The 19,272-nt window shown below is 53.6% G+C and carries 17 protein-coding genes; 7 read left to right on the plus strand and 10 right to left on the minus strand.

Features of this window, described 5'->3' with window-relative positions:
- Positions 1–19 precede the first annotated feature (19 nt).
- From GX466_05305 to GX466_05325, 5 genes are read left to right on the plus strand one after another with little or no spacing between them, the layout of a single operon-like run.
- Complete coding sequence (locus GX466_05305; protein ID NLH93622.1) at positions 20–1,339, plus strand: tetratricopeptide repeat protein; 1,320 nt, start codon at positions 20–22, stop codon at positions 1,337–1,339.
- A gap of 8 nt (positions 1,340–1,347) precedes the next feature.
- Entirely contained in the window at positions 1,348–1,926 is a 579-nt protein-coding gene (locus GX466_05310; protein ID NLH93623.1) for a hypothetical protein, read from the plus strand.
- 9 nt (positions 1,927–1,935) lie between these two features.
- Positions 1,936–2,655 (plus strand): outer membrane protein assembly factor BamD, encoded by a 720-nt coding sequence (gene bamD, locus GX466_05315; GenBank protein NLH93624.1) that lies wholly within the window; start codon positions 1,936–1,938, stop codon positions 2,653–2,655.
- Entirely contained in the window at positions 2,652–3,236 is a 585-nt protein-coding gene (nadD, locus tag GX466_05320) for a nicotinate (nicotinamide) nucleotide adenylyltransferase (GenBank protein ID NLH93625.1), read from the plus strand. Before bamD ends, nadD begins: the two co-directional genes overlap by 4 nt.
- Positions 3,226–3,918, plus strand: a complete 693-nt coding sequence (locus GX466_05325) for a hemolysin III family protein (GenBank protein NLH93626.1) — start codon at positions 3,226–3,228, stop codon at positions 3,916–3,918. The genes nadD and GX466_05325 overlap by 11 nt, the downstream gene beginning before the upstream one ends.
- Before the next feature lie 315 nt (positions 3,919–4,233).
- Here the strand turns inward: GX466_05325 and GX466_05330 are convergent, their stop codons facing one another.
- From GX466_05330 to GX466_05370, 9 genes are read right to left on the minus strand one after another with little or no spacing between them, the layout of a single operon-like run.
- Positions 4,234–4,797: a hypothetical protein gene (locus GX466_05330; GenBank protein ID NLH93627.1), complete on the minus strand. Its 564-nt coding sequence runs from the start codon at positions 4,795–4,797 to the stop codon at positions 4,234–4,236.
- Positions 4,798–4,831: 34 nt separating this feature from the next.
- The gene (locus tag GX466_05335) at positions 4,832–8,911 is read right to left on the minus strand and encodes a hypothetical protein (GenBank protein ID NLH93628.1); all 4,080 of its coding nucleotides are present in this window, start codon (positions 8,909–8,911) and stop codon (positions 4,832–4,834) included.
- A gap of 4 nt (positions 8,912–8,915) precedes the next feature.
- Positions 8,916–9,581: an ABC transporter ATP-binding protein gene (locus GX466_05340; protein ID NLH93629.1), complete on the minus strand. Its 666-nt coding sequence runs from the start codon at positions 9,579–9,581 to the stop codon at positions 8,916–8,918.
- Between the two features lie 10 nt (positions 9,582–9,591).
- Complete coding sequence (locus tag GX466_05345; GenBank protein ID NLH93630.1) at positions 9,592–10,809, minus strand: ABC transporter permease; 1,218 nt, start codon at positions 10,807–10,809, stop codon at positions 9,592–9,594.
- Positions 10,796–11,752 (minus strand): glycosyltransferase family 2 protein, encoded by a 957-nt coding sequence (locus GX466_05350; GenBank protein ID NLH93631.1) that lies wholly within the window; start codon positions 11,750–11,752, stop codon positions 10,796–10,798. Before GX466_05350 ends, GX466_05345 begins: the two co-directional genes overlap by 14 nt.
- A gap of 11 nt (positions 11,753–11,763) precedes the next feature.
- Complete coding sequence (locus GX466_05355; protein ID NLH93632.1) at positions 11,764–12,369, minus strand: phosphatidate cytidylyltransferase; 606 nt, start codon at positions 12,367–12,369, stop codon at positions 11,764–11,766.
- An 18-nt stretch (positions 12,370–12,387) separates the two neighbouring features.
- Positions 12,388–13,947 (minus strand): DHH family phosphoesterase, encoded by a 1,560-nt coding sequence (locus GX466_05360; GenBank protein NLH93633.1) that lies wholly within the window; start codon positions 13,945–13,947, stop codon positions 12,388–12,390.
- A 2-nt stretch (positions 13,948–13,949) separates the two neighbouring features.
- Positions 13,950–15,176 carry a hypothetical protein gene (locus GX466_05365; protein ID NLH93634.1) on the minus strand — a complete coding sequence of 409 codons (1,227 nt, stop codon included), beginning with the start codon at positions 15,174–15,176 and terminating at the stop codon, positions 13,950–13,952.
- Between the two features lie 4 nt (positions 15,177–15,180).
- Complete coding sequence (locus GX466_05370) at positions 15,181–16,047, minus strand: TatD family hydrolase (protein ID NLH93635.1); 867 nt, start codon at positions 16,045–16,047, stop codon at positions 15,181–15,183.
- Between the two features lie 341 nt (positions 16,048–16,388).
- Here GX466_05370 and GX466_05375 point away from each other — a divergent pair, with 341 nt between their 5' ends.
- Together GX466_05375 and GX466_05380 are read left to right on the plus strand one after the other, a co-directional pair.
- On the plus strand, positions 16,389–17,396 hold the full coding sequence (locus GX466_05375) for an OmpA family protein (GenBank protein ID NLH93636.1): 1,008 nt from the start codon (positions 16,389–16,391) through the stop codon (positions 17,394–17,396).
- 187 nt (positions 17,397–17,583) lie between these two features.
- The gene (locus GX466_05380) at positions 17,584–18,207 is read left to right on the plus strand and encodes a GyrI-like domain-containing protein (protein ID NLH93637.1); all 624 of its coding nucleotides are present in this window, start codon (positions 17,584–17,586) and stop codon (positions 18,205–18,207) included.
- 210 nt (positions 18,208–18,417) lie between these two features.
- Here the strand turns inward: GX466_05380 and GX466_05385 are convergent, their stop codons facing one another.
- Positions 18,418–19,203 carry a phosphatase PAP2 family protein gene (locus GX466_05385; GenBank protein NLH93638.1) on the minus strand — a complete coding sequence of 262 codons (786 nt, stop codon included), beginning with the start codon at positions 19,201–19,203 and terminating at the stop codon, positions 18,418–18,420.
- Positions 19,204–19,272: the final 69 nt, after the last annotated feature.

Below are 19,272 nucleotides of genomic sequence, written 5' to 3' on the forward strand. Positions count from 1 at the left end.
TAAAAGTAAGGAGGAAAAGATGAGAAAAACGTTATTCGCGCTGCTGATCGTGATGCTGGCATTGTCAGCCTGCGTAAGCAACAAGACTTTCAAGGCGCAACAAGCCAAGGTCCAGATCATGGAGGCCCGGCAGAACAATCAGGACGCCGAACTGGAAATGGCGCGCAAAGATATCATCAATAATAGGGAGAAGCTCGACCAACTGATCATCAGGCTAAACAGCGTGGACGAGCAGTTGCAGGTGCTGGAACCGATGCAGGACGAAATCGTGAACTCAGCCACGGCTCTGGTGAACCTCCAGGGTGAAGTGGCAGCCATCAGCGGCCAGCTAAACGAGGCCATCGCGGCCAACGCCAAGCTGGAGCAGAAACTCACCGCCCTCACCACCGATACCAACGAGACCTTCGACGCCTATTCTGATTACCTCAAACAGATGAAGGACTCCCAGTCCGGCTTTGCCACCAAAGAAGAAGTAGCCCAATTGACAGAGGAAAGCACCAGGCTTGCCCAAGTTTTGGATGACTTGACCGCCGAAGTCGAATCCATCGCCCTCTTTATGGACGAGCAGGACGCCATTCTGGAGCAACTGGGTGAATTCGCTGAAAACCAGGCTGCCTTCAACGAGGGCATCAACCTCGAAAAAGAGGCCATGGCTGAGTTACAAGCCTCACAGACTACCCTTACCGAAGACCAGCAAAAGAGCGCCGCCCAGGAAAAAGAAGCAATTTGGACCGAAATCACCCGTATCCGCGGTGAACTCACCAAATCCCAAAACGAGCTTACCGCCATCCGCCAGACCCTGAGTTCCGACGTGGAAGGACTCAAAAAAGACAGAACGCAAGTGATGACCGAGATGAGCGAATTACGCGAACGGGTCTATGCCGTCAACAGCGACCTCACCAGCCTCACCACCGACCTGCAGTCTGTGATCACGAAAGAACGGACCGCGGCAGAAAAACGCCGCCTGGAAGCCATTAACAAGCAGTACAAGGCAGCCCTTGCAGAATACAACAGAGGCCGGCACGAAAACTCCATCGTGCTCTTTGAGGAATTCCTGAAAGCCAATCCCGATTGTGAACTCAGCCCCAACGCCTACTACTGGATCGGCGAGAATTATTACAGCGCCGGCAACTACCCCAAAGCGCTACGCCAGTTCCAGGAAGTGGTGGACCGCTATCAGGGCCACGACAAGGCTTGGGACGCCCAGTTGAAGATCGGCCTTACCTATTTCCAGATGCAGGACTATGAATCCACTTACAACGAACTGATGGTAATCAAAAACTACAATCCCGGCTATCCTCAGATGAAGATAGTGGATAAGTATCTGAAGAGAATCTGAACACCCTAATGAAAAAACTTCTGGTCCTGCTATTGGCTCTGATGAGCCTTGGCCTTGCGGCTGAGGCTCAATCCGCCAGCGCGGAGCCGGAAATAATCAGCGAGCAGATCGTTGAATTGATCGACGTTTCACGCCCGCTAATCCTGAATATTCAAGCCGGGGACCTCACTCCCCGGCTGGATTTTCTCATCCGTGGGCTGTTGCTCTCCAAAGGAGCCGACCTGCGTGAAGCCGACCCTTTGTCGGGTTTGGCATTTTCAGCAGCGGAGGGGGACAGCCTGGCTGACCTTGCCCCCTACGCGCTGCAAAGCCTCAATCTGGTCAGCATTGGCCTGGAACTCGGCGGCACCACTGTCGAGCATAAAAACTTTCTTTCCTACCGAAGTGAACGCTTTCCGCTCTACACCTTCCAGGTGAAGCAAATCAGCCTGCCGGGCTACAAACTGCTCCGTATCGACGAACTGAGCTTCACCGACCGTGAACTCGTATCCAGCGGAACCTCTATATCCAGCCTCAAATGGTTTGAACCCGTATTGGCCACCACCGCCCTGGCCTCGCTGATCTTCCTGCTTTGGACGATCGAATAAGGAATCCGCATGAAATATCCCCTGATCCTGATTATCCTGATCCTGTTGCTCTCTGCCTGCGCGCAGAACCGGAGCACCCTCACCACCGAGGAAAAACTGGCCAAGGCCGACGAACTTTACGAACTGGGAAAATACACCCGCGCCGCGGACCTCTATGGCGATGTTTACTTCGAGCGCCAGTCCGCTTCCTCTGCCCGCGCCCTGCTGCGCCAGGCCGATTGCCTCTTCAAGGCCAACAAATTCGCCGAAGCCCGGCTCCTTTATCAGGAATTTTCGGATTCCTTCCCCACCCATGCCGAGGTATCCACTGCTGTTTTCCGTTACGCTGTCTGCCTTTTTGAGGAATCCCTCGGCCCTCAGTACGACCAGACCGAGACCATCCAGTCCATCGATGCCTTTCGCCGCTTCCTGGAAAAGTATCCAAAAAGCGAACTCTACGCCGATGCCATCGATTACATCCAAAAAGCGCAGTACAAGCTGATAGAGAAGAGGTTTAGAACCGGCTACATCTACTATAAGATGAAAGATTACAGCTCCGCCCTGATGTATTTCAAGGAAGTGGCCGAACTTGGCAACACAGACCGCCTCGACCGCGAATCCCTTTATTATTCTGCCCTTTTGCTCTATAAACAGAAACTGAAAGACCAGGCCGCGGTCGAATATGACCGTCTGAAAACCAAATACCCCGATTCGAAGGAAGCAAAAAAACTGGCCAAGTACTTCAAATGATTTGCCAGGCCTTGCTCGGAGGCAGCTTCGACCCCGTTCACAACGGACATCTGCACATCGCCAGGGAAATCTTGCGGAGCGGCATCGCCCAGACTGTTGTCTTCCTGCCCAATGCCAGACACAACTTCAAGCGGGACAGCGTGTTGCTTGACTACCGGCGCCGCCGCGAACTGGTGGCCGCCGTGCTGGAACCGGGCATGGAAGTTTGGGATGACGACGCCCAAGGCAGCGGCTATACTGCCGACCTGCTCAAACACCTTTACCAGAAGCATCCGGACCACGTTTTCCTCTGGGTGATCGGTTCCGACAACATCGCTGGACTGCCCCGCTGGTATGACTTCCAATGGCTCAAAGCCAACGCGCGGTTTCTAATCATTCCCCGCCCGGGCCATTCCGCCGACGAAAAAATCCTCAAGCGCATCCGCCGCAACACCTTGAAGATCAGCCCCAGTGAGGTGTCCTCCACCCTTGTCCGCGACCGGATCAAGGCCGGAGAGCCCATCACGGACCTGGTTCCGGAGCGGATCGCGAAACGCGTGCTGAGACTGTACAAGCCGCTTCTGACCGGCCATGCCCGCTAAAAACAAGCCCCGCAAACCAAAGGGCTCCAGCTGGCTTGACCGGATACCCCTGCCCACCAAACAAAGTTTGGGCGAGGAAATCGCCAACAGCATCACCCACGGCACCGGAGTCGGGCTCAGCATCGCCGCTCTGGTGATTCTGGTCGTGTTTGCCGCCCGGAAGGGAGATACCTGGAAGATCGCCTCCTTCAGCGTTTACGGCGCCACTCTGATCATCCTTTACCTCGCATCCACCCTCTATCACGCCATCACCCATCCCGGCCTCAAGCGCTTTTTCCGTGTTCTCGACCACTGCTCCATATTTCTTTTGATAGCGGGCACTTACACCCCCGTGACCATCGGTGTGATGCGCGGAGCCTGGGGCTGGACGCTGTTTGGCGTTATCTGGGCTCTGGCGATCGTTGGCATCAACCTGAAAATCTTCGCTCTCGACCGCAGGAAAAAGCTCTCCCTTCTCATTTATCTGCTGATGGGGTGGATGATCGTTATTGCCGTGAAGCCGCTTCTGAGCTATCTGGAACCCGCTTCCCTCATCTGGCTGTTCGTCGGCGGGGCCTGCTACACCCTCGGCATAATTTTCTTTGTGCTGAAAAAACTGCCCTTCGCCCACAGCGTCTGGCACCTCTTCGTGCTGGGAGGCAGCATCTGCCACTTTTTCGCGATGCTTAACCTGGTGGCATGAAAGAACATGCCTGCTGCCAAACTTGGGCTTGACCCGTCCTTAGCCCCTTCCAATCCGCCTCCTTTTCGCCTCCCGCTGAGTTCCCGTTTGGCAGGCGGGAAGTCCACGGGAAGTGTATGGGATGTGAGTTGGAAGGGGCAAAGGGCCTATCCGCGTTTTGGCAGGATGTTTCCGGTTGCTTGCGACATAACCCTTTTCAACATAATGAGTAACAAACTTCCCCCGGAGCTGTAATAATATCCGCGCGTCCGTTTAAAGACACAAAATAACCCGCCTTTGCGGGCGGGTTTTAAATCATGGGATTGGATTCGGTTTTTACTGGTTGAACCAGTTTTCCTTGATTTGCGGCCGGGAACCGGCATCTGGGTCTTCGATGGAGTAGGAATCGCCTTCCACGTCGTAGCTGATCTTGACGCCCTCTTTGCCGAATTTTTCGGTGGTGGTCAGCACGACTGTGCCGCTATCCAACCACTCGAAAGCGTATTCTTCGGTTTTTAGATTGGTCGTGTCAATGTTAAGTTCATCGACGGTGAGGGGCCAATCGCCAAAGGGATCATTGGCTTTGTACTCTTTTGCGCTTTTGGCGATATCCATGAAGATCGGCTTCAGTTCCTCAACTTTCTGCTGCATGGCCAGTTCCAGTTCTTTGTCGCGTTTTTGCTGCTGCATTCCAAAGATGAAGATGAAGACCACCCCTGCCAGCAGCAGGAACATCAGTATTTCCACGAGGCCCAGTTTGTTGCGTGGTTTCTCGTTTTCCGCCTGTGGAGGCTGGGGCTTGCGCTCTGGTTTCGGAGCGGGTTTGGTGGCTTCGGCCTGTTTATCTTTGATCTCGTTATCGGGCATGGTTTCCTCCCTAATGATTATCGTTTTTTGCATTATTTCCAGACGGCATATTTTGTCAAAGCTTTTGTTACAATCCCCAAAATTTGAATGACCTCTGGAGCATGAGTTCGTGGGAAATCTGTTCGTCCCATGGCACATATTTGAAGGTGTAGGCAAGGCGGAACTTCGCCGGAAGATACCAGCGCAAAGAGGCTTCGTGGGAGACCACGATCTGGGTACGGTTTTGGAGGTCGGTGGCTTCTTGCAGGCCCAGGGTGTAGTCGAGGAAGAATTTGCGGCCCAGGTATTTGCTCATGTAGATGGAAAGGTTGTTGAGCAGGATGGAAGAACTGAATTGGGACACGTTACCCACAAACTGGTTCAGGTCCGTATATCCGGTCAGTTGGTTGGGATTGGTGGTGTATTTGGTGAAGAGGTTTTCGATGAATCCGGCGCGGATGCTGAAGTCGTCTATCCTCAGCAGGCGGCGGATGTTGTTTTCCAGAGGGTAGAGCAGAGGTGAGAGCAGCGAGGTGTTCAGGTTTTCGGAAATCAGCCCCAGAGCCTCGTCCTGCAGCAGGTTGCCCTGTTGGGTGGCGGAAAGCTGTTCGGAACTGGCGTTGTAGCGCATGCGGCTGAGGATGCTGGCAGCGTTGTTGTCGTCAGGATTGTCGCTGTCGAGAGTGAAGTTGACACGCTTTAAGATGGACTGATCCGGGTTTTCCTTGTCCGTGTTGATGTTGAGGGTGACAATGGTGCCGTCGGCTGTTTCATGGGTGAGGGTGCCTTCGATGGTCACCATTTTCTGGGCTCCGGTGATGCTGAAGTTCAGCTCTTTCATGGCGAACTTGGTGCCGAAGAAATCCATGCTGCCCTGCTCGGAAGTGATGCTGGATTCCTGGGGATGCCAGACGCTGCCATCGAAAAGGATGTGCATGTAACCACCGGGCATGATCATGAAGTTGGTGGGATAAGTGGCGTATTTAACGTTGTCCTGCACAAACACTTTGAGGTCCAGGTTGAAAGGCAGGGGTATGGCTTCGCGCTTGGGCTCGGAATCCATGCCCAAAGAACCGCGTAAGCTGTAAATCAGGTTCAACAGGTTGTTGGTGCGGGGCGGATAAACGATGCTGGCTTCGCTCACCAAAGCCTCAGCCGTTATCATCATGTCGTCGAAAGGCCCTGTAACCGTCGCGTATTCAGCATTTTGCCCACGCAAAACGATTCGTGCGCGGCTACGGGGAGCGGTGATGTCCGGCACGTAAAGCAGCGCGCCGGGCTCGTCCACCTTTACCAGCAGGGTGCCCAGATCGAGCATGGCGGCTTTGAGATGAGATTCGGGATCGCCGTCGAAGTGGTTGATGGCGTGCAGCACCCCGTTACCCATCTGGGCGGTGAGGTTCCTGATCGTCACGCGGTTTTCTTCGATGTCCGCTGAAAGCTCGATGTTGCGGATATCCTCAGGCTGGTCATCCAGAACCAGCCTGCCTTCGCTGATCCGAAGAACCCCGCTCTGCACCATCAACTGGTCATCGAGGGTCCTGATGTTGCATTCCAGGTTGGCTTTGCCGCTGGCTTCGCGAACATACTCATATTCTTTGTCCAGCCATTCGAACAGCATTCCTTCAGCGCGAAGGTTGAGGGTGTGGTTACCTTCGAAAATGGTGCGGTTCAGGATATTGTAATCCAAAGCGCCGGAACCGCTTAAGCTGCCGAACTCGCTGCTGCGCACGGAGAGTGTGTCCACGATCAGCAGGTTTTTGGTTTGGGCCACAGAGACAAGCACATCATCCAGATCCGCGACGTTGGGGATCGAAAGCCGCGAAGACAGTAGTCTGGCGTCGAAAGAGAACTCACGCTCCCCGGTCAGCACGTCAGCAATGAAAAGCCCTATGTTTCCGGATACCGAGCCTTCCACCGGCGGCGAATACATCAGCTCTGCTGTGTTCAGTTCGGTGGCCAGGGCGTTCAGGCGCAGATTCCAGCCCTTGTCCAGCACGGCATCTCCGACCAGATCTACCAGTTGGGTGGATTCATTTCTGATCGCGCCCTGAATGTTTACCTGTCTCGGGTCCCCCAGCAGCGTCAGTTCAGCCGACATGGGCTTCAAACCGGGGATATTGACCTCCGCGACGCTCAGCACAGCATCCAGGAAATCGGTGCCACTGCTGGAATAGCTGGCAGTGAGGTTCACTCCGTTGATCTGGGGCAATTGCAGGTTCGGGAAATAAGACTGGAGCATCTCGCTGCCAATGTCGGCCAAAACCACTTGGAATTGCATGTCCTGGATATCTTTGAGGTCCAGTCCTCCACTGGCCATGATCTGCTTGTTCAGGTTAAAAGAGCTGATTTTAAGCTCCTGGTCTTGGATACCAGCCACCAGCCCCAAGGTGAGGGGCTCTCCGTTGATAGTAAAGTATGGTGTGTCCAGAACCAAATCGCCTTGTTTTGTTTTGAGGTCGTAAGACGCGATCAAGTCGATGTCTGCACCGATATTCAAGTCCTTGGTCAAATCGACCGACAAAGCAGCAGACAGCACGGCTTTGGACCCGGCGAGGAAGGCGGAAATCCCGCCGCTCAGCAACGGCCTGAATTGCTCGATGCTTTTGTCAGGATAGACGGAGGCAAGCTGAACCGAGTTTAAATCGCCTTCCAGCAGGAAATTGCGGTCATTGATATCTCCCACCAGGCTGAGCTCGATGCCCAGCGGCGATCTGAGTTCCGCGTCCACCAGGTAGTTCTGGCCGTTATCTGTGATGAGCGGAACCAGGTTCGCATAGCCGGAGAGCCCCCGATAATCAAGTTTGTTCTGGGCGAAATCCAGACCGTGGATCAGGGCCCGAATCTCCGGCACCGCGCTGTAAAAATCCAGTTCCACATCGGCTGAGGCAGTCACTTTGAGGTCAGCAATGCCCCGCCGTATCGGCTCTGTGTCCAGCTTGGCGGTCAGTTTGCGTTCTTCTGTGCTGAACGAGCCAGTGAGGTCCACCCGCTGGTTTTGCCAAATTAGGTCCCGCAAGGCCAGGTCGACCTCTTTGAATTTGTAAGTAGCAATAAGGTCAACGTTTTCCACGGTTTGCCCGGAGAAGGAAAGCTTGTTCGAAGCCGCCGCCAGTTGCAACACGGGGTCCAAAAGTTTCCCCTCCGCGTTCAGGGTGCCATCCACCCAGCCACTGAAATTGGCGCCCAGCATGGACAAATCGACCCGCAGGTCCACTTGGCCGGAATCGATGATGAGGTCGCCGAAAAGGTCGCGGGCGCGGATGTCGCCGCTGATGCTGCTGGAGCCAACTGTGCTTTGGGCTAGGCTGGCATTCAGCTTGCTGCCGTCTGAGGTGATATCCAGCAGGGGTATGTTCACCGGATATTGCTGCCAAACAAAGGCGGAAGCGTCCTTCAGCACCAGATGGGCGTTCAGGACCGGATCCGAGCCTTTCTTCGGCTGAGAAACATTGGCTGCCAGGTCTAGGTTGCCGCGGAAATCGCGGATTTGGGGATGGCTAAGGTAGAGGGGTTCATAATTCCTCAATTCAACCCGGGAAGAGGCAATCCGCCCCTTATCCAGAATCCCGTTCAGATTCAGGGTCCCGCCGCTTGAAGTGGTTGAGGATAGGCCGATATTGGAAACGTTTGTGTTATGTATGGTCAAATCGATCTGGCTGAGTTCCTCCATCGCGGTCAGCAGCCCTTCTTCACCCAATTTGAGCGGCACCTTCACATCCGCCTTGAAGCTGGAATTAGTGATGGTCAGCTTGTTGAAAATGGGTTTGAGGTCCGGGATTTCGAATTTCTTTTTGGCTTTTTTGGCTTTGGGCACCACGGCCAGCTGAACATCCGCTTTGTCTATCTCGATGTGGTCCATCAAATTGCGCATCTTGAACCCGGAGAAGATGAAGCGCAGCAGATTAAAACGCACCCGGGCATTGTCCACCGTAAAATTCAGCAAGCTATCCGCCGCCGCGAAACTGATCTTTTCCGCGTAAACCTGCTGGCTGCTGATGGTGAAGAATCCGATCCGGAACTCTCCCTTCAGAGCTTTCCCGGCCTCGTTTTCCGCTATCCCCTTCACCCTGCCCTGAACGTCAAAGACATACCAGGACACAAAAAACAAGGTGTTGATGGCCAGTAGGACAACTATGAAGCTCAGGAATTTGCGGGAGCGTCGCATGGCGTCAGAACAGTTTGCCGTCCCTCAGTTCATAAGTTTTGGGACTTTGCCTGGCCAGTTCCCGATCGTGGGTTACGATCACAAAGGTCTGCTTCAAATCGCGGTTTAGCTGTAAGAAAAGGTCCCAGACCTCGGCGCTGTGTTGGGGATCCAGGTTGCCCGTGGGCTCGTCCGCCAAGACGATACGGGGACGGTTTATAAGAGCCCGGGCCAGGGCCAGGCGCTGCTGTTCACCACCGCTGAGTTGGTTCGGATAGTGGTTGCCGCGTTCCGATAACCTCAAGGTAACCAGAAAGTTGTCAGCTTCAGCCAAAGCTTTTTGCCTACCAGTTCCGGCGATAAGCATCGGAAGGGCCACGTTTTCCCTGGCAGTGAGGTCTTCGATAAGGTAATGGAATTGAAAAACAAAGCCGATATCCCGGTTGCGGATCTGATGGGCGTTGACGTGACGGGCGGAGACTTCGGTGCCGTTGATGAACACCTTGCCGCTGTCGGGATCATCCAGAAGCCCCAAAATGTGGAGCAGAGTGCTTTTGCCGCAGCCCGATTTCCCCGTGATGCAGACCAGTTCGCCATCCTCCACTTCCAGTGAGGCATCAATCAACACGCGGATGTTCTGGCCTTTATCGGCATAGGTTTTATACAGCGAATGGCCGGCTAAACAGATCAATTCTCACCTCCTAAGTATTACGCAACAGGTCGATGGTGCGCATCCGGTCAATCCTGCGCAGGGGGATGCGAACGCAGAGTAGAATAAGCAGGGCGGCTACAACAAAGATCAGGGCTTGGTTGAACGGCGATACATATAGCTCGAGGCGGTCGATGAAATAGACGTCGCCCTTGAGTTTGTAAACATTTTGTTTCACAATCAGCCAGGAGAGCAGAAAGCCGAACAACTGGCCCAGTATAACCGAGGCAAGGCAGACCAGTGTGATTTGGGAGCCCAGGATGTTGCGCACCGTGCCAGGCGCGGCGCCAAGTGCCTTGAGGACCGCTATCTCGTTTCTTTTATCCAGGATCTGGGTCAGCACGCCGCTGATCACGTTGATCCCGGCGATCGGCACCAGAAAGCTGAACACGATGAAGATCAGCCATTTCTGCATCTTGACCATGCTCAGCAGGGTGGTGTTCACCACCGGTGCTGCATAAACATAGGGGCCAAGCAGATGGTCATATTTCGCTGCCAGGTTCTGGGCGTCATCGGCATAGGCGTTTTGCAGGCGCAATTCGATGTTGCTGAAACCGGATGCCAATCCTGAAAGAGCCCGCAAATCAGCCAGGCTGCCGATCATCAGGCTGCGGTCATATTCGTAAAAACCTGAGTTGTAGATGCCGGTCACCTTCAGAGAGCGTTGGTTTGGATACAAGCCCAGAGGGGTGATCAGATCGAGGCGGGGAAATGAAACCAGCATCGTGTCGCCGAGGGCCAGGCCGAGGTCCCGGGCCAGATAATGCCCCACAATCACCTGCCCCGCGGCAACTTGCGCGGAGCCTTGAGTCACATATTTGGCATGGATCGCCTCTTCCCCGATTCCCTTGGCGTAGGCTTGCATCAAACCACTTCTGGCTTTGGAGCCATTCTGGGCCATAAGACTGCTGTTAAGCACCGGCACGGCCGATTTTATTTCCGGGAAGGCAGTAAGCCTGTTCAGAGTAGCTTCAGCCAGCGAATCCGGCAATGATCCAGCCCCGGCCCCGTAAACCCTGATATGGGCGAAAGAATCGAGCAGGACGGATTTCAGGGCTCTTTCATAACCCTCAAAAAGGTTCAAAGCCGCTGTGAGGATGCCAACCGAGATCACAATCCCCAGGATCATGAACAAAAAGCTGAAACGCAGCAGGTTTCTCTTCGGATCGCTAATATAGCGTTCTATGAAGAGCCGTTCAGCAGGATTCACTCAGTTCCTCCGCGCTGATGTTGACAGTTTTTTCCACCGACACGGGCAATTCTCTCAGAGGTGAAATTCGGTTGATGATGAGTTCCGAAACCAAGCCCAGAGAGATGAACTGCAAGCCACCCAGGATCAGGGTTATGCCCAGAAAGAGGGGCAGGCGGTTGGAAATCGGCTGGCCGTAAAAGATCTTCAAAGCGGCCATCCAGAGCATGATCGCCGCACCCAGCAGGGCGGAAAGCAGCCCGGCACGGCCAAAGAGGTAGAGCGGGCTTTTCACGTATTGGGTCACCATCTTCACTGTGAGCAGATCGAAAAAGCCACGCAGATAGCGTTCCAAGCCGTATTTGGAACGTCCGAACTCACGTTTGCGGTGTTCAACGGGGATCTCTGTGATGCGGTAGCCGAGAGAATTAGCCAGAGCCGGGATGTAACGGTGCATTTCACCATAGAGGTTCAGCTCTTTCACCACCTCGCTGCGATAGGCTTTGAAACCACAGTTGTAATCCTTTAGCTTGAGGCGGAAGGCGCGGGCGGTGACGAAATTGAAGAAACGGGAGGGAACCACTTTGTGCAGAGGGTCGTGGCGTTTCTGCTTCCAGCCGGAAACGAGGTCCCAGCCTTCATCCAGCTTGGCCAGGAATCTCGGAATCTCCACAGGATTATCCTGCAAATCGGCGTCCAGAGTGAACACGACCTCTCCCCGGGCCAGCCTGAAACCGTATTGCAGGGCTGCCGCCTTGCCAAAATTGCGGCGAAACTTCACAATCCGGATTTGGGGATCAGCTTTGGCCAATTCCTCCATTATGGAGAAGCTTTTATCCCTGCTGCCGTCGTCAATGAAAATAATCTCATGGGCGTGGGGCTTGCAGTTGGCCACAATCTCAGCGGTGAGCCGGAGCAGGGAATCCTCTTCGTTCAAAACCGGGATCACAAAAGATAGCAACATGTTCAAACCTTTTAGAAAATGATCTTGGCGAGGGCCATCGCCAGAGCCGACACGAGCGGCATTTCCACATTATCGTCAACCGGCAGCCCGCTCATCTCGGCCAAAGTGGCTGCCAGAGCCCCGGTGAACGCCACAACTGGATGCAAATAGAAATCAGGATGCAAACCAAAGAGGAGGGCGTAGCTGAAACAGACTGCGAAGCAGGCCAGGCTCCCCTCCAGCGACTTATTCCCTTTGCCAATCTTGCGTCTACCGAAATTGATGCCCACCATCGCGGCAAAAGTATCCCCCAACGCCAGGAATGACAAGGCAAAGAACACTATCACAGGCTCGAAAAAGGCCACACAAAGCATGGCTGAGAAAAGCAGATAGGTCGCACCAGTGAAGTCGCGCAATTCATGGCGGCGCAGCACCAAACCGAATATCCACCAGAAAGTTTTGCGAAAGCTTTTCTGCCAGAAGCGGTAAAACTCAACTACCAGCATAATGGCGAAAGCCGCGAGCATAACATAAAACATAAGCTTGCGGTTGTCCTTCAGGATAAACCGGTAACCGTAAGGTATCACCAGGGAAGACAGGTGAATGCTTTTGCGCAGGGTTTCCTTTACCTTGAGCATTGTTTTTTCCGCGCTGCCTCACGCGGTGGAATTTGCTGGTTCAAAAGAAAGGACCCTCACCTGCTTGGGACTTCTCCAGTGCAGCAGCGCCTTGCCCGTTTGGCCAAGAGGAAGGGAAACGCTGCCGTGTTCGAGCATGAAGAGCTTCTGCAACTCCTCAAGCCGGACGTTTTCCACAAGGATGCGTGGTTCCGGATGCTGCTGACCGAAAGGAAGCAGCAATTCCAAGCTCCGCCAGTTGTCGGGTGTGAACTGATCCAGTGTCAGGCAGGCATCAGGTTCTTCCTGAATTGGCTCTGTATTGTGGCTCAGGTTTCCGGCCAGATAATGGTTGTAGCATTCCAGAAAAGCGTCGTAATTGTGGGGTTCCAGGGTGAAACCAGCCGCCTTGGCGTGGCCGCCGAACTGTTTCATGTGTTCCTTACAGGAAGCGAAAGCCTCCGCCATGTTGAATCCCTCTCCGCAGCGTCCCTCACAAACTATATCGCCATTGTGCTGCTTGAGCAGGATGGCGGGAATCCCCAGTTTGTCCAGAACGTAGGTGGCGCCTGTTCCCAGCAAGGGATAAGGAATCACGCCTTCGTCATCGAAATAGATGAAGGCGTTGCTGGAGAAGCCGGCGGTGACACTATCCAGAATGTTGAAAACACGGTTCAGTTCACCCTCCCATTTCTTCTGTTTGGCTTCCATTGCTTGAAAAAGCTCGGCTTTGGCGTCTCCCATCTGCAAAAGAAAACGCATCGCGGTGTGCTGCCCTCCACTCTCTCGGCCGTTTGCTATCAGCCGGGAAGTGTATTGCATAAAATTGAACACATCCATGTCGTTTTCTATGCGTTTATGGTTACGCATCAGAAAATCCACGCTGGGATCGTTCATATCGTCCCAATGATTGATCACATGCCGGACTATGGTCCTGTTCACACCGGTCATCGGAACTTTATCCGCTATCGAGCCCACCGCCGTCCAAAAATAGGAGGATAGCGGCACTTGATGCTCCAGAGAGCGTCCCAGCCACCTGGCAAGCATCAGGGCGACCCCTACCCCGGCTAGGGGTTTGAAAGGATATTGGCAGCCTGGCAATTGCGGATTGAGGATGGCATAAGCATTGGGCAGGGTTTCCGGCTGGACAAGATGGTGATCCGTAATCACCACCTCACAACCAAGAGCGTTCAGCTTTTCCACCCCCCCATAGCTGGAAATCCCGTTGTCAACAGTGATCACCAGTTTGTAGCCACCCTCTCTCACGAAGCGTACAAAACCTTCCTGGATGCCGTGGGGTTCGAGATTGCGGTTGGGAATGAAATAGTTGTGCCTTTGATATCCGCAGGAATTGAAAAACTGATACATCACGTAGGTGCTGGTGATGCCGTCAGGATCGTCGTGACCAAAGATCACGGTGGGTTCATTGGCAAACATTGCCCGGGAGATGCGCTGCGCCACAGAATTGATGTTGGCCAGCAGGGCTTCGTCGGGCAGTGTTTCAAGTCCGGCTGACAACCCGTCCTGGTCGATGCCTCGCTTCCGGCAGATTTGGCGTAAAAGACTGTTGGGATCTGAGTCCGGATGCGCTCCTACCATGTTTACAGGTCTTCCTTTTCCGGTATTTCCCGCGGTGCTGTGCGGTTGGGGGCTTTGGAAAGGATGTCGAAGCCGGTGAAGCCGAACATCAGCAGGTATGAATTGTCCAAAAGTTTGTTCTGGTCAAGCTTACCCCGGTGGCTATACTGGAAACCCACGTCGATGCGGTTCACCTCGCCTTTGAGGGGCAGGCTTACGCCCAGGCTGAGAGCCAGTTCATTGATCTCGTTGCCGGCTGCTCGGAACGGCAGGTGGCGCCAGGAAACCCCTGTGCGCAGAGGCAGGCTGAGCAGGCCTTTTCGCTCTTCCCGCGCGGCAGGCTCAAATGCCAAGCCAAGAGCGGCTTTCCAGCTATCGGTGTATTTGGCCTCGTCGATCTTCTGCCAGGGTTCATAGTGAAAATCAGCCGCCAACTTGAACTCTGGATATGGCAAAGCAGTCACGCTGGCCGAGTAAACTGGCGGAATCCTGAATTCGTAGGGCAAAGGGTCTTCCGTTGAGTGGATGGAAGTGCGCACCTCCTCGCCCTTCATGTTCACTCCCAAGCTGTAATAGGCACCCACGGCGAATTGTTCCTGATGCCTGATATATCCAAGCGTGAAGCCGGGGTTTTTGTAATCCCGCACAATCTCCACTTCGGTGTCAAATGCGCCGAATCCCGCGGTCTGCTTAAAATTGCGTATCTCATGGCCCAGATAATAGTTGCCGCTTATCCCCAGGCTGTTTCGCCCCCAGGCAAAGCTGTAGATCAGGTCCGCGCGGTAGATGTAGCGGTCCATGGAGTGCTTTTCCGTAACCGAAAGTGTGTCCGGCTCTTGGATAATGGAGAACTCGCGCTGGTTGTCCACCACACCTGAGGAGTGGGAACTGAATTGGAAACCAAGCCGGTGCTGCTTTATCGGGATACTCAGGCTGAAATAGGGAAAGTCCAGCGAATTGTCCAGATGGCTGAACTTGTTGCCCAGAGAGTCTTGGGAGTTGTAATGATTGTAGCCTGGCATCAGCCCGGTGGAGAAGAGGCTGCGGTTGTTCAGGTTGTGCATGGCGGGGTTTCCGTAGCCAGAGTTGAGGCGAAACACATCACTGGCTCCGGTATCCCCCATGCCCAGGCTGTAGATGTCGTTTCCGTAATAGCGCAGGGCATTGCCGTCGAAAGCGAAGGCGGAGTTCCCGGCCAGCAGTGGCAGACTGAGCAGTAGCAGCAGGGGAAGAAGAAGTTTGGTCTTCAAAATATCACTTGTCCTTTTTCTTGTCTTTGGCTTTGGTAGTGGTTTTGCCCGTTTTGGCCTTCTTGGAGGATTTTCCGCCTTTGGAACCTCCCTTCTTGGAAAGAGGGCGCACGGGATCTGGCGGGACCCTAAAAAAGCGGAAGGCGTTATCGAACGAGGCTTGGGCCACTTCCAGCGGGGTGATGCCCCTGATTTCAGCGATCTTTTCCGCCACCAGATGTAGATGCAGAGGGCTGTTGCGCTTGCCACGATGCGGATGCGGGGTCAGGTAGGGACAATCTGTCTCGATCATAAACTGGTCCATCGGCATCATGCGCACCACATCCTCCAGATTGGAGTTGGGGTAGGTCACATTGCCGGTGAAGGAGACCATCCAGCCTTCGTCAAACACCTGCTGGGCAAAGATAATGTCGCCCGAAAAGCAGTGAAAGACCACATCTTTGGCTTGCACTTCCTTGAGGGTATTGTAGCATTCCTGGTGCGCGTCGCGGTTGTGGATCACCAGGGGTTTGTCATAATCCACAGCCAGATATGCTTGATTGCGGAAAACTTCGCGCTGCACCGGGTAAGGCGAGTAGTTGCGGAAAAAATCCAGCCCGACCTCACCGATGGCCAGCACATTTTTGTCCCGCACCAGACGCTTGATAAGCTCGGCGTCAAAATCCATGGCATCGTGTGGGTGAAAGCCAACTGTGGCAAAGATGTGCAAGTGCTTTTTGGCCAGTTCCAGCGAGTTGAGCGAGGTCTCCTTGTTGAAACCGATGTTGATGATATACTCGATCCCGCTCTCAAAGCATTTATTGATCAGGCTCTCCCGGTCGGCATTGAAATCCGGAAGGTCAAGATGGGCATGCGTTTCAAACAGTTTCATTTACAGCATTTTATCCCTGATTTAGATTTAAAACAAGAAAAACAAGATGCCGCTTTCTTGTCAATTGAAAAGAACTCCCGCCCCTGTTTGACACCCGCGGCTTTTTGTCCTTCCCGGAAAATACAGCAGATTTTCTATTGACTCCAAACTGCCTCGATAAGACCGCTGACCGTACCAAATCTGGCACAGCGGTTGAAAGCGCAGCCGCAAACAAGGTCATAGCAACCTAAGCTGACACCTTAAAAAGCAATGTCCAAAATTAGGAAAGGAAAAATTAGATTGACAGAAAAGGGTGCTTGGGGGAATAAGATTCAGAAGTTACAATACCACGAGGTACAAAAATGAAAAACATCAGTAAAATTCTAGTTATAGCCCTTGCATTAATGGCCTTTTCCGCGGCTATGTTCGCCCTTGAACAAACTGTTGGCCTCCGTTTCGGCTGCAGCCATCCCAAAAATGACATCAACGTTGATAATCCGGATGACGGAATTGTTAATTTCATGACCGGCTTGAATTATGAAGCTTGGCTGAAAGATTATGTCAGCTTGGGTATTTATCCCTATTATACCAAGCTTGACAATGATAACAACATTAATGGATATGCCGCCAAAGTTATCGGCGCTGAGATCCAGGCCCGTTTTCGTCCTACCAAAGTTGCCGTCGTGAATTTCAAAGACGGAGCTTTGCAGCGCATAGCCCCCTATGCCCAGATCGGCATCGGCGCGGCTTATGTTGACAACGACAATATGCTGGATGGCGAATTCGCGTTCCTCGCTCCCACAGCCGGACTCGGCCTTTCCTTCCAAACCAAATGGAATATCGATTTTGATCTGGGAGTGCAGCTTGACCATGCCCTCATAGACGAAATTGACAACCAAGTGGGCGGCAGCGACATTTTTACCGACGCTCATATGATGCCCTACTTGGGGATCGGCTACACCTTCGGCAAGAAAGGCGGCAGCAGCGACGCCGTCGTTTCCCGCCTTCTGCGCAACATTGTGAGCATGGAGCAAGACTTCACCCTCGACGGCGTGCAATTCGAGTTTAACAGCTCCAAGCTTACCGGCGACGCCAAAGTGGTATTGCAGGAAGTTATTGAAGCCATGAAAAAAAATCCGAACGCGAGACTTGAGATTCACGGCCACTCTGACAACGTTGGCGATCCCGCCTACAACATCACCCTGTCCCAGGAACGCGCCCAGTCTGTGAAAGACTACATGGTCCAAAACGGCATTTCTGCCAACCGCCTCACCACCAAAGGTTTTGGCATGAACAAACCGATCGCCAGCAACTCCACTCCTGAAGGCCGTGCCCTCAACCGCCGCATTGAGTTCGTGATCGTCAAGTAATCCGCTTAAACCAGAGCTTATTAGAGGCCCCTGATTTTCTCGGGGCCTCTTTTTTGCACCGTGCCAGGATCATCCTTTACGAAGGCCAACCCAGAGCTTTTCGCGCTCACCTTACAAAAAATCCTTGACGTCTAATTGATTCGCTGTTAATTTGCAATCCACTACTTCAATAATAGTGGAGGATATCATGAATAAGCGTGTCTTGATTTTTCTGGCGGCTGTCTTGGCCGTAGCTTCTCTGATGGGGCAAGTTGTTGCCTCCGAAGCAAGTAAACCCCAGATGAAAACCCGTATGGAAGCCCTCGAGCCCTTCATTGTGATGGGGTTGGAGGCGCAAAATGCCATGGAAGGCGAAGCCATGATGGAAGCCTGGACCAAGTTCTTCTCTTATCACGAAAAACTGCCGGAGCCAGTGGACAATAATTACTACGGTATTTACTATCCGGGCGAGAAATTCGACCTATCCACCATGCAGGGCTACAATTACTTGGTAGGTATGGAAGTGAAAGACGAGGTGAAACTGCCCGAAGGCCTGCAACTACACAAGGTCCCGGGCGGTAACTACGCCGTGTTTGAATACGTCGGGCCGATCTATGAAATCGGCAATGCTTACGAATACATCTACGGCGAATGGCTGGCCACCACTAATTACAAACCTGCTTCCATGGAGATGTTTGAGGTCTATGGCGAGCGCTTCAAGGAAGATTCTAAGGATTCGGTAGTTGAGATTTGGGTGCCGGTGCAGAAACCCAGTCTGGAAGAAGCTCCGCAGGATGGGGACATCCAGGAAGGGAAGAAACTGGAAAAGTAAAGCCCTGCCTGATAGCTAAGGACATTTCTGGATAGCGCGGATTCGTTGTTTGGCGCGAAGGGATTATTGTATCTGAAGTTAGCACAACAATAACTGATGAAAATCAGCCCAAGTCACAGAATTCTGAATCGGGACATCTATCTGGACCGGGAGATAGCGATCCAAGACCAGCAGCCCGACCGCTGAAGTTCTGACCGGCTCTCCCAGCCTTCAAAAACTCAAGCCGAGGCTGATCCCATTCAGCTCAGGCGCTGGCTTCAACGCCAGGCGGGGAGTGCTGTTCAGCGTCAGTCGGGCGGCAAGGTAGCCGATCACTGCACCGCAAAAAACGTCGCTGGCCCAATGTTCATCAGCGTTAACCCGGGACAAGGAACTCAGAACGGCCACACTGTAAACCAGCGGGGTGACCCAGGTCTGGTCTGAATACTGCTCCGCCAGAACCGGCGCGACGCTCCAAGCCATTGCGCTGTGGCCGGAGGGGAAGGAACCGTTTTCCAGGGAAAAGCCGCCTTCTGGCCAGAAGCTTCCATCACTTTCCGCCCCGGGACTTTGCCTCTGGGTGGCCAGTTTCAGGCCCTCGGTCGCCACAGCGGTCATCAACATGCTTTTCAGGCACAGCAAACCTGTGTCGGTTGTTTTATCCGAACCGGTCGCCCAACCAGCCAAGGCGGTTGCCCCCGCCGCGGGGAAAAGCACCCACTTGTCCCCGGTGTAGGCAAAAATGTCAAGGAAGGCGTCACCCTGGCTGGTTCTGTTGTCCTGGGCGAAACCGCGGATTGGGGAATCAGCCCAGATCAGACTTCCCGCCACCAACGCCACTCCGCCGGCCGTAACCCATTCTTTGGCCTGCCAGCGCGCGGGCGCTGTTGCTGCCTCCTTCACGCTGAGAGGATAGGAAGCCAGATAACGTCGGAAATGGCCGCCCTCCTCCACGGCGTTCAAACCGGAAACGCAGAGCAGCAAAGCGAGCAAAACAAGGGCACATCTTCCATTCATGCCGCGACCAATTTCCACGGCACCATTTCCGTCAAGGATTTATCCTGCCTCGAAGACAATAATTGACTG

The organism is Candidatus Cloacimonadota bacterium (assembly GCA_012516855.1).
Lineage (GTDB): Bacteria > Cloacimonadota > Cloacimonadia > Cloacimonadales > Cloacimonadaceae > Syntrophosphaera.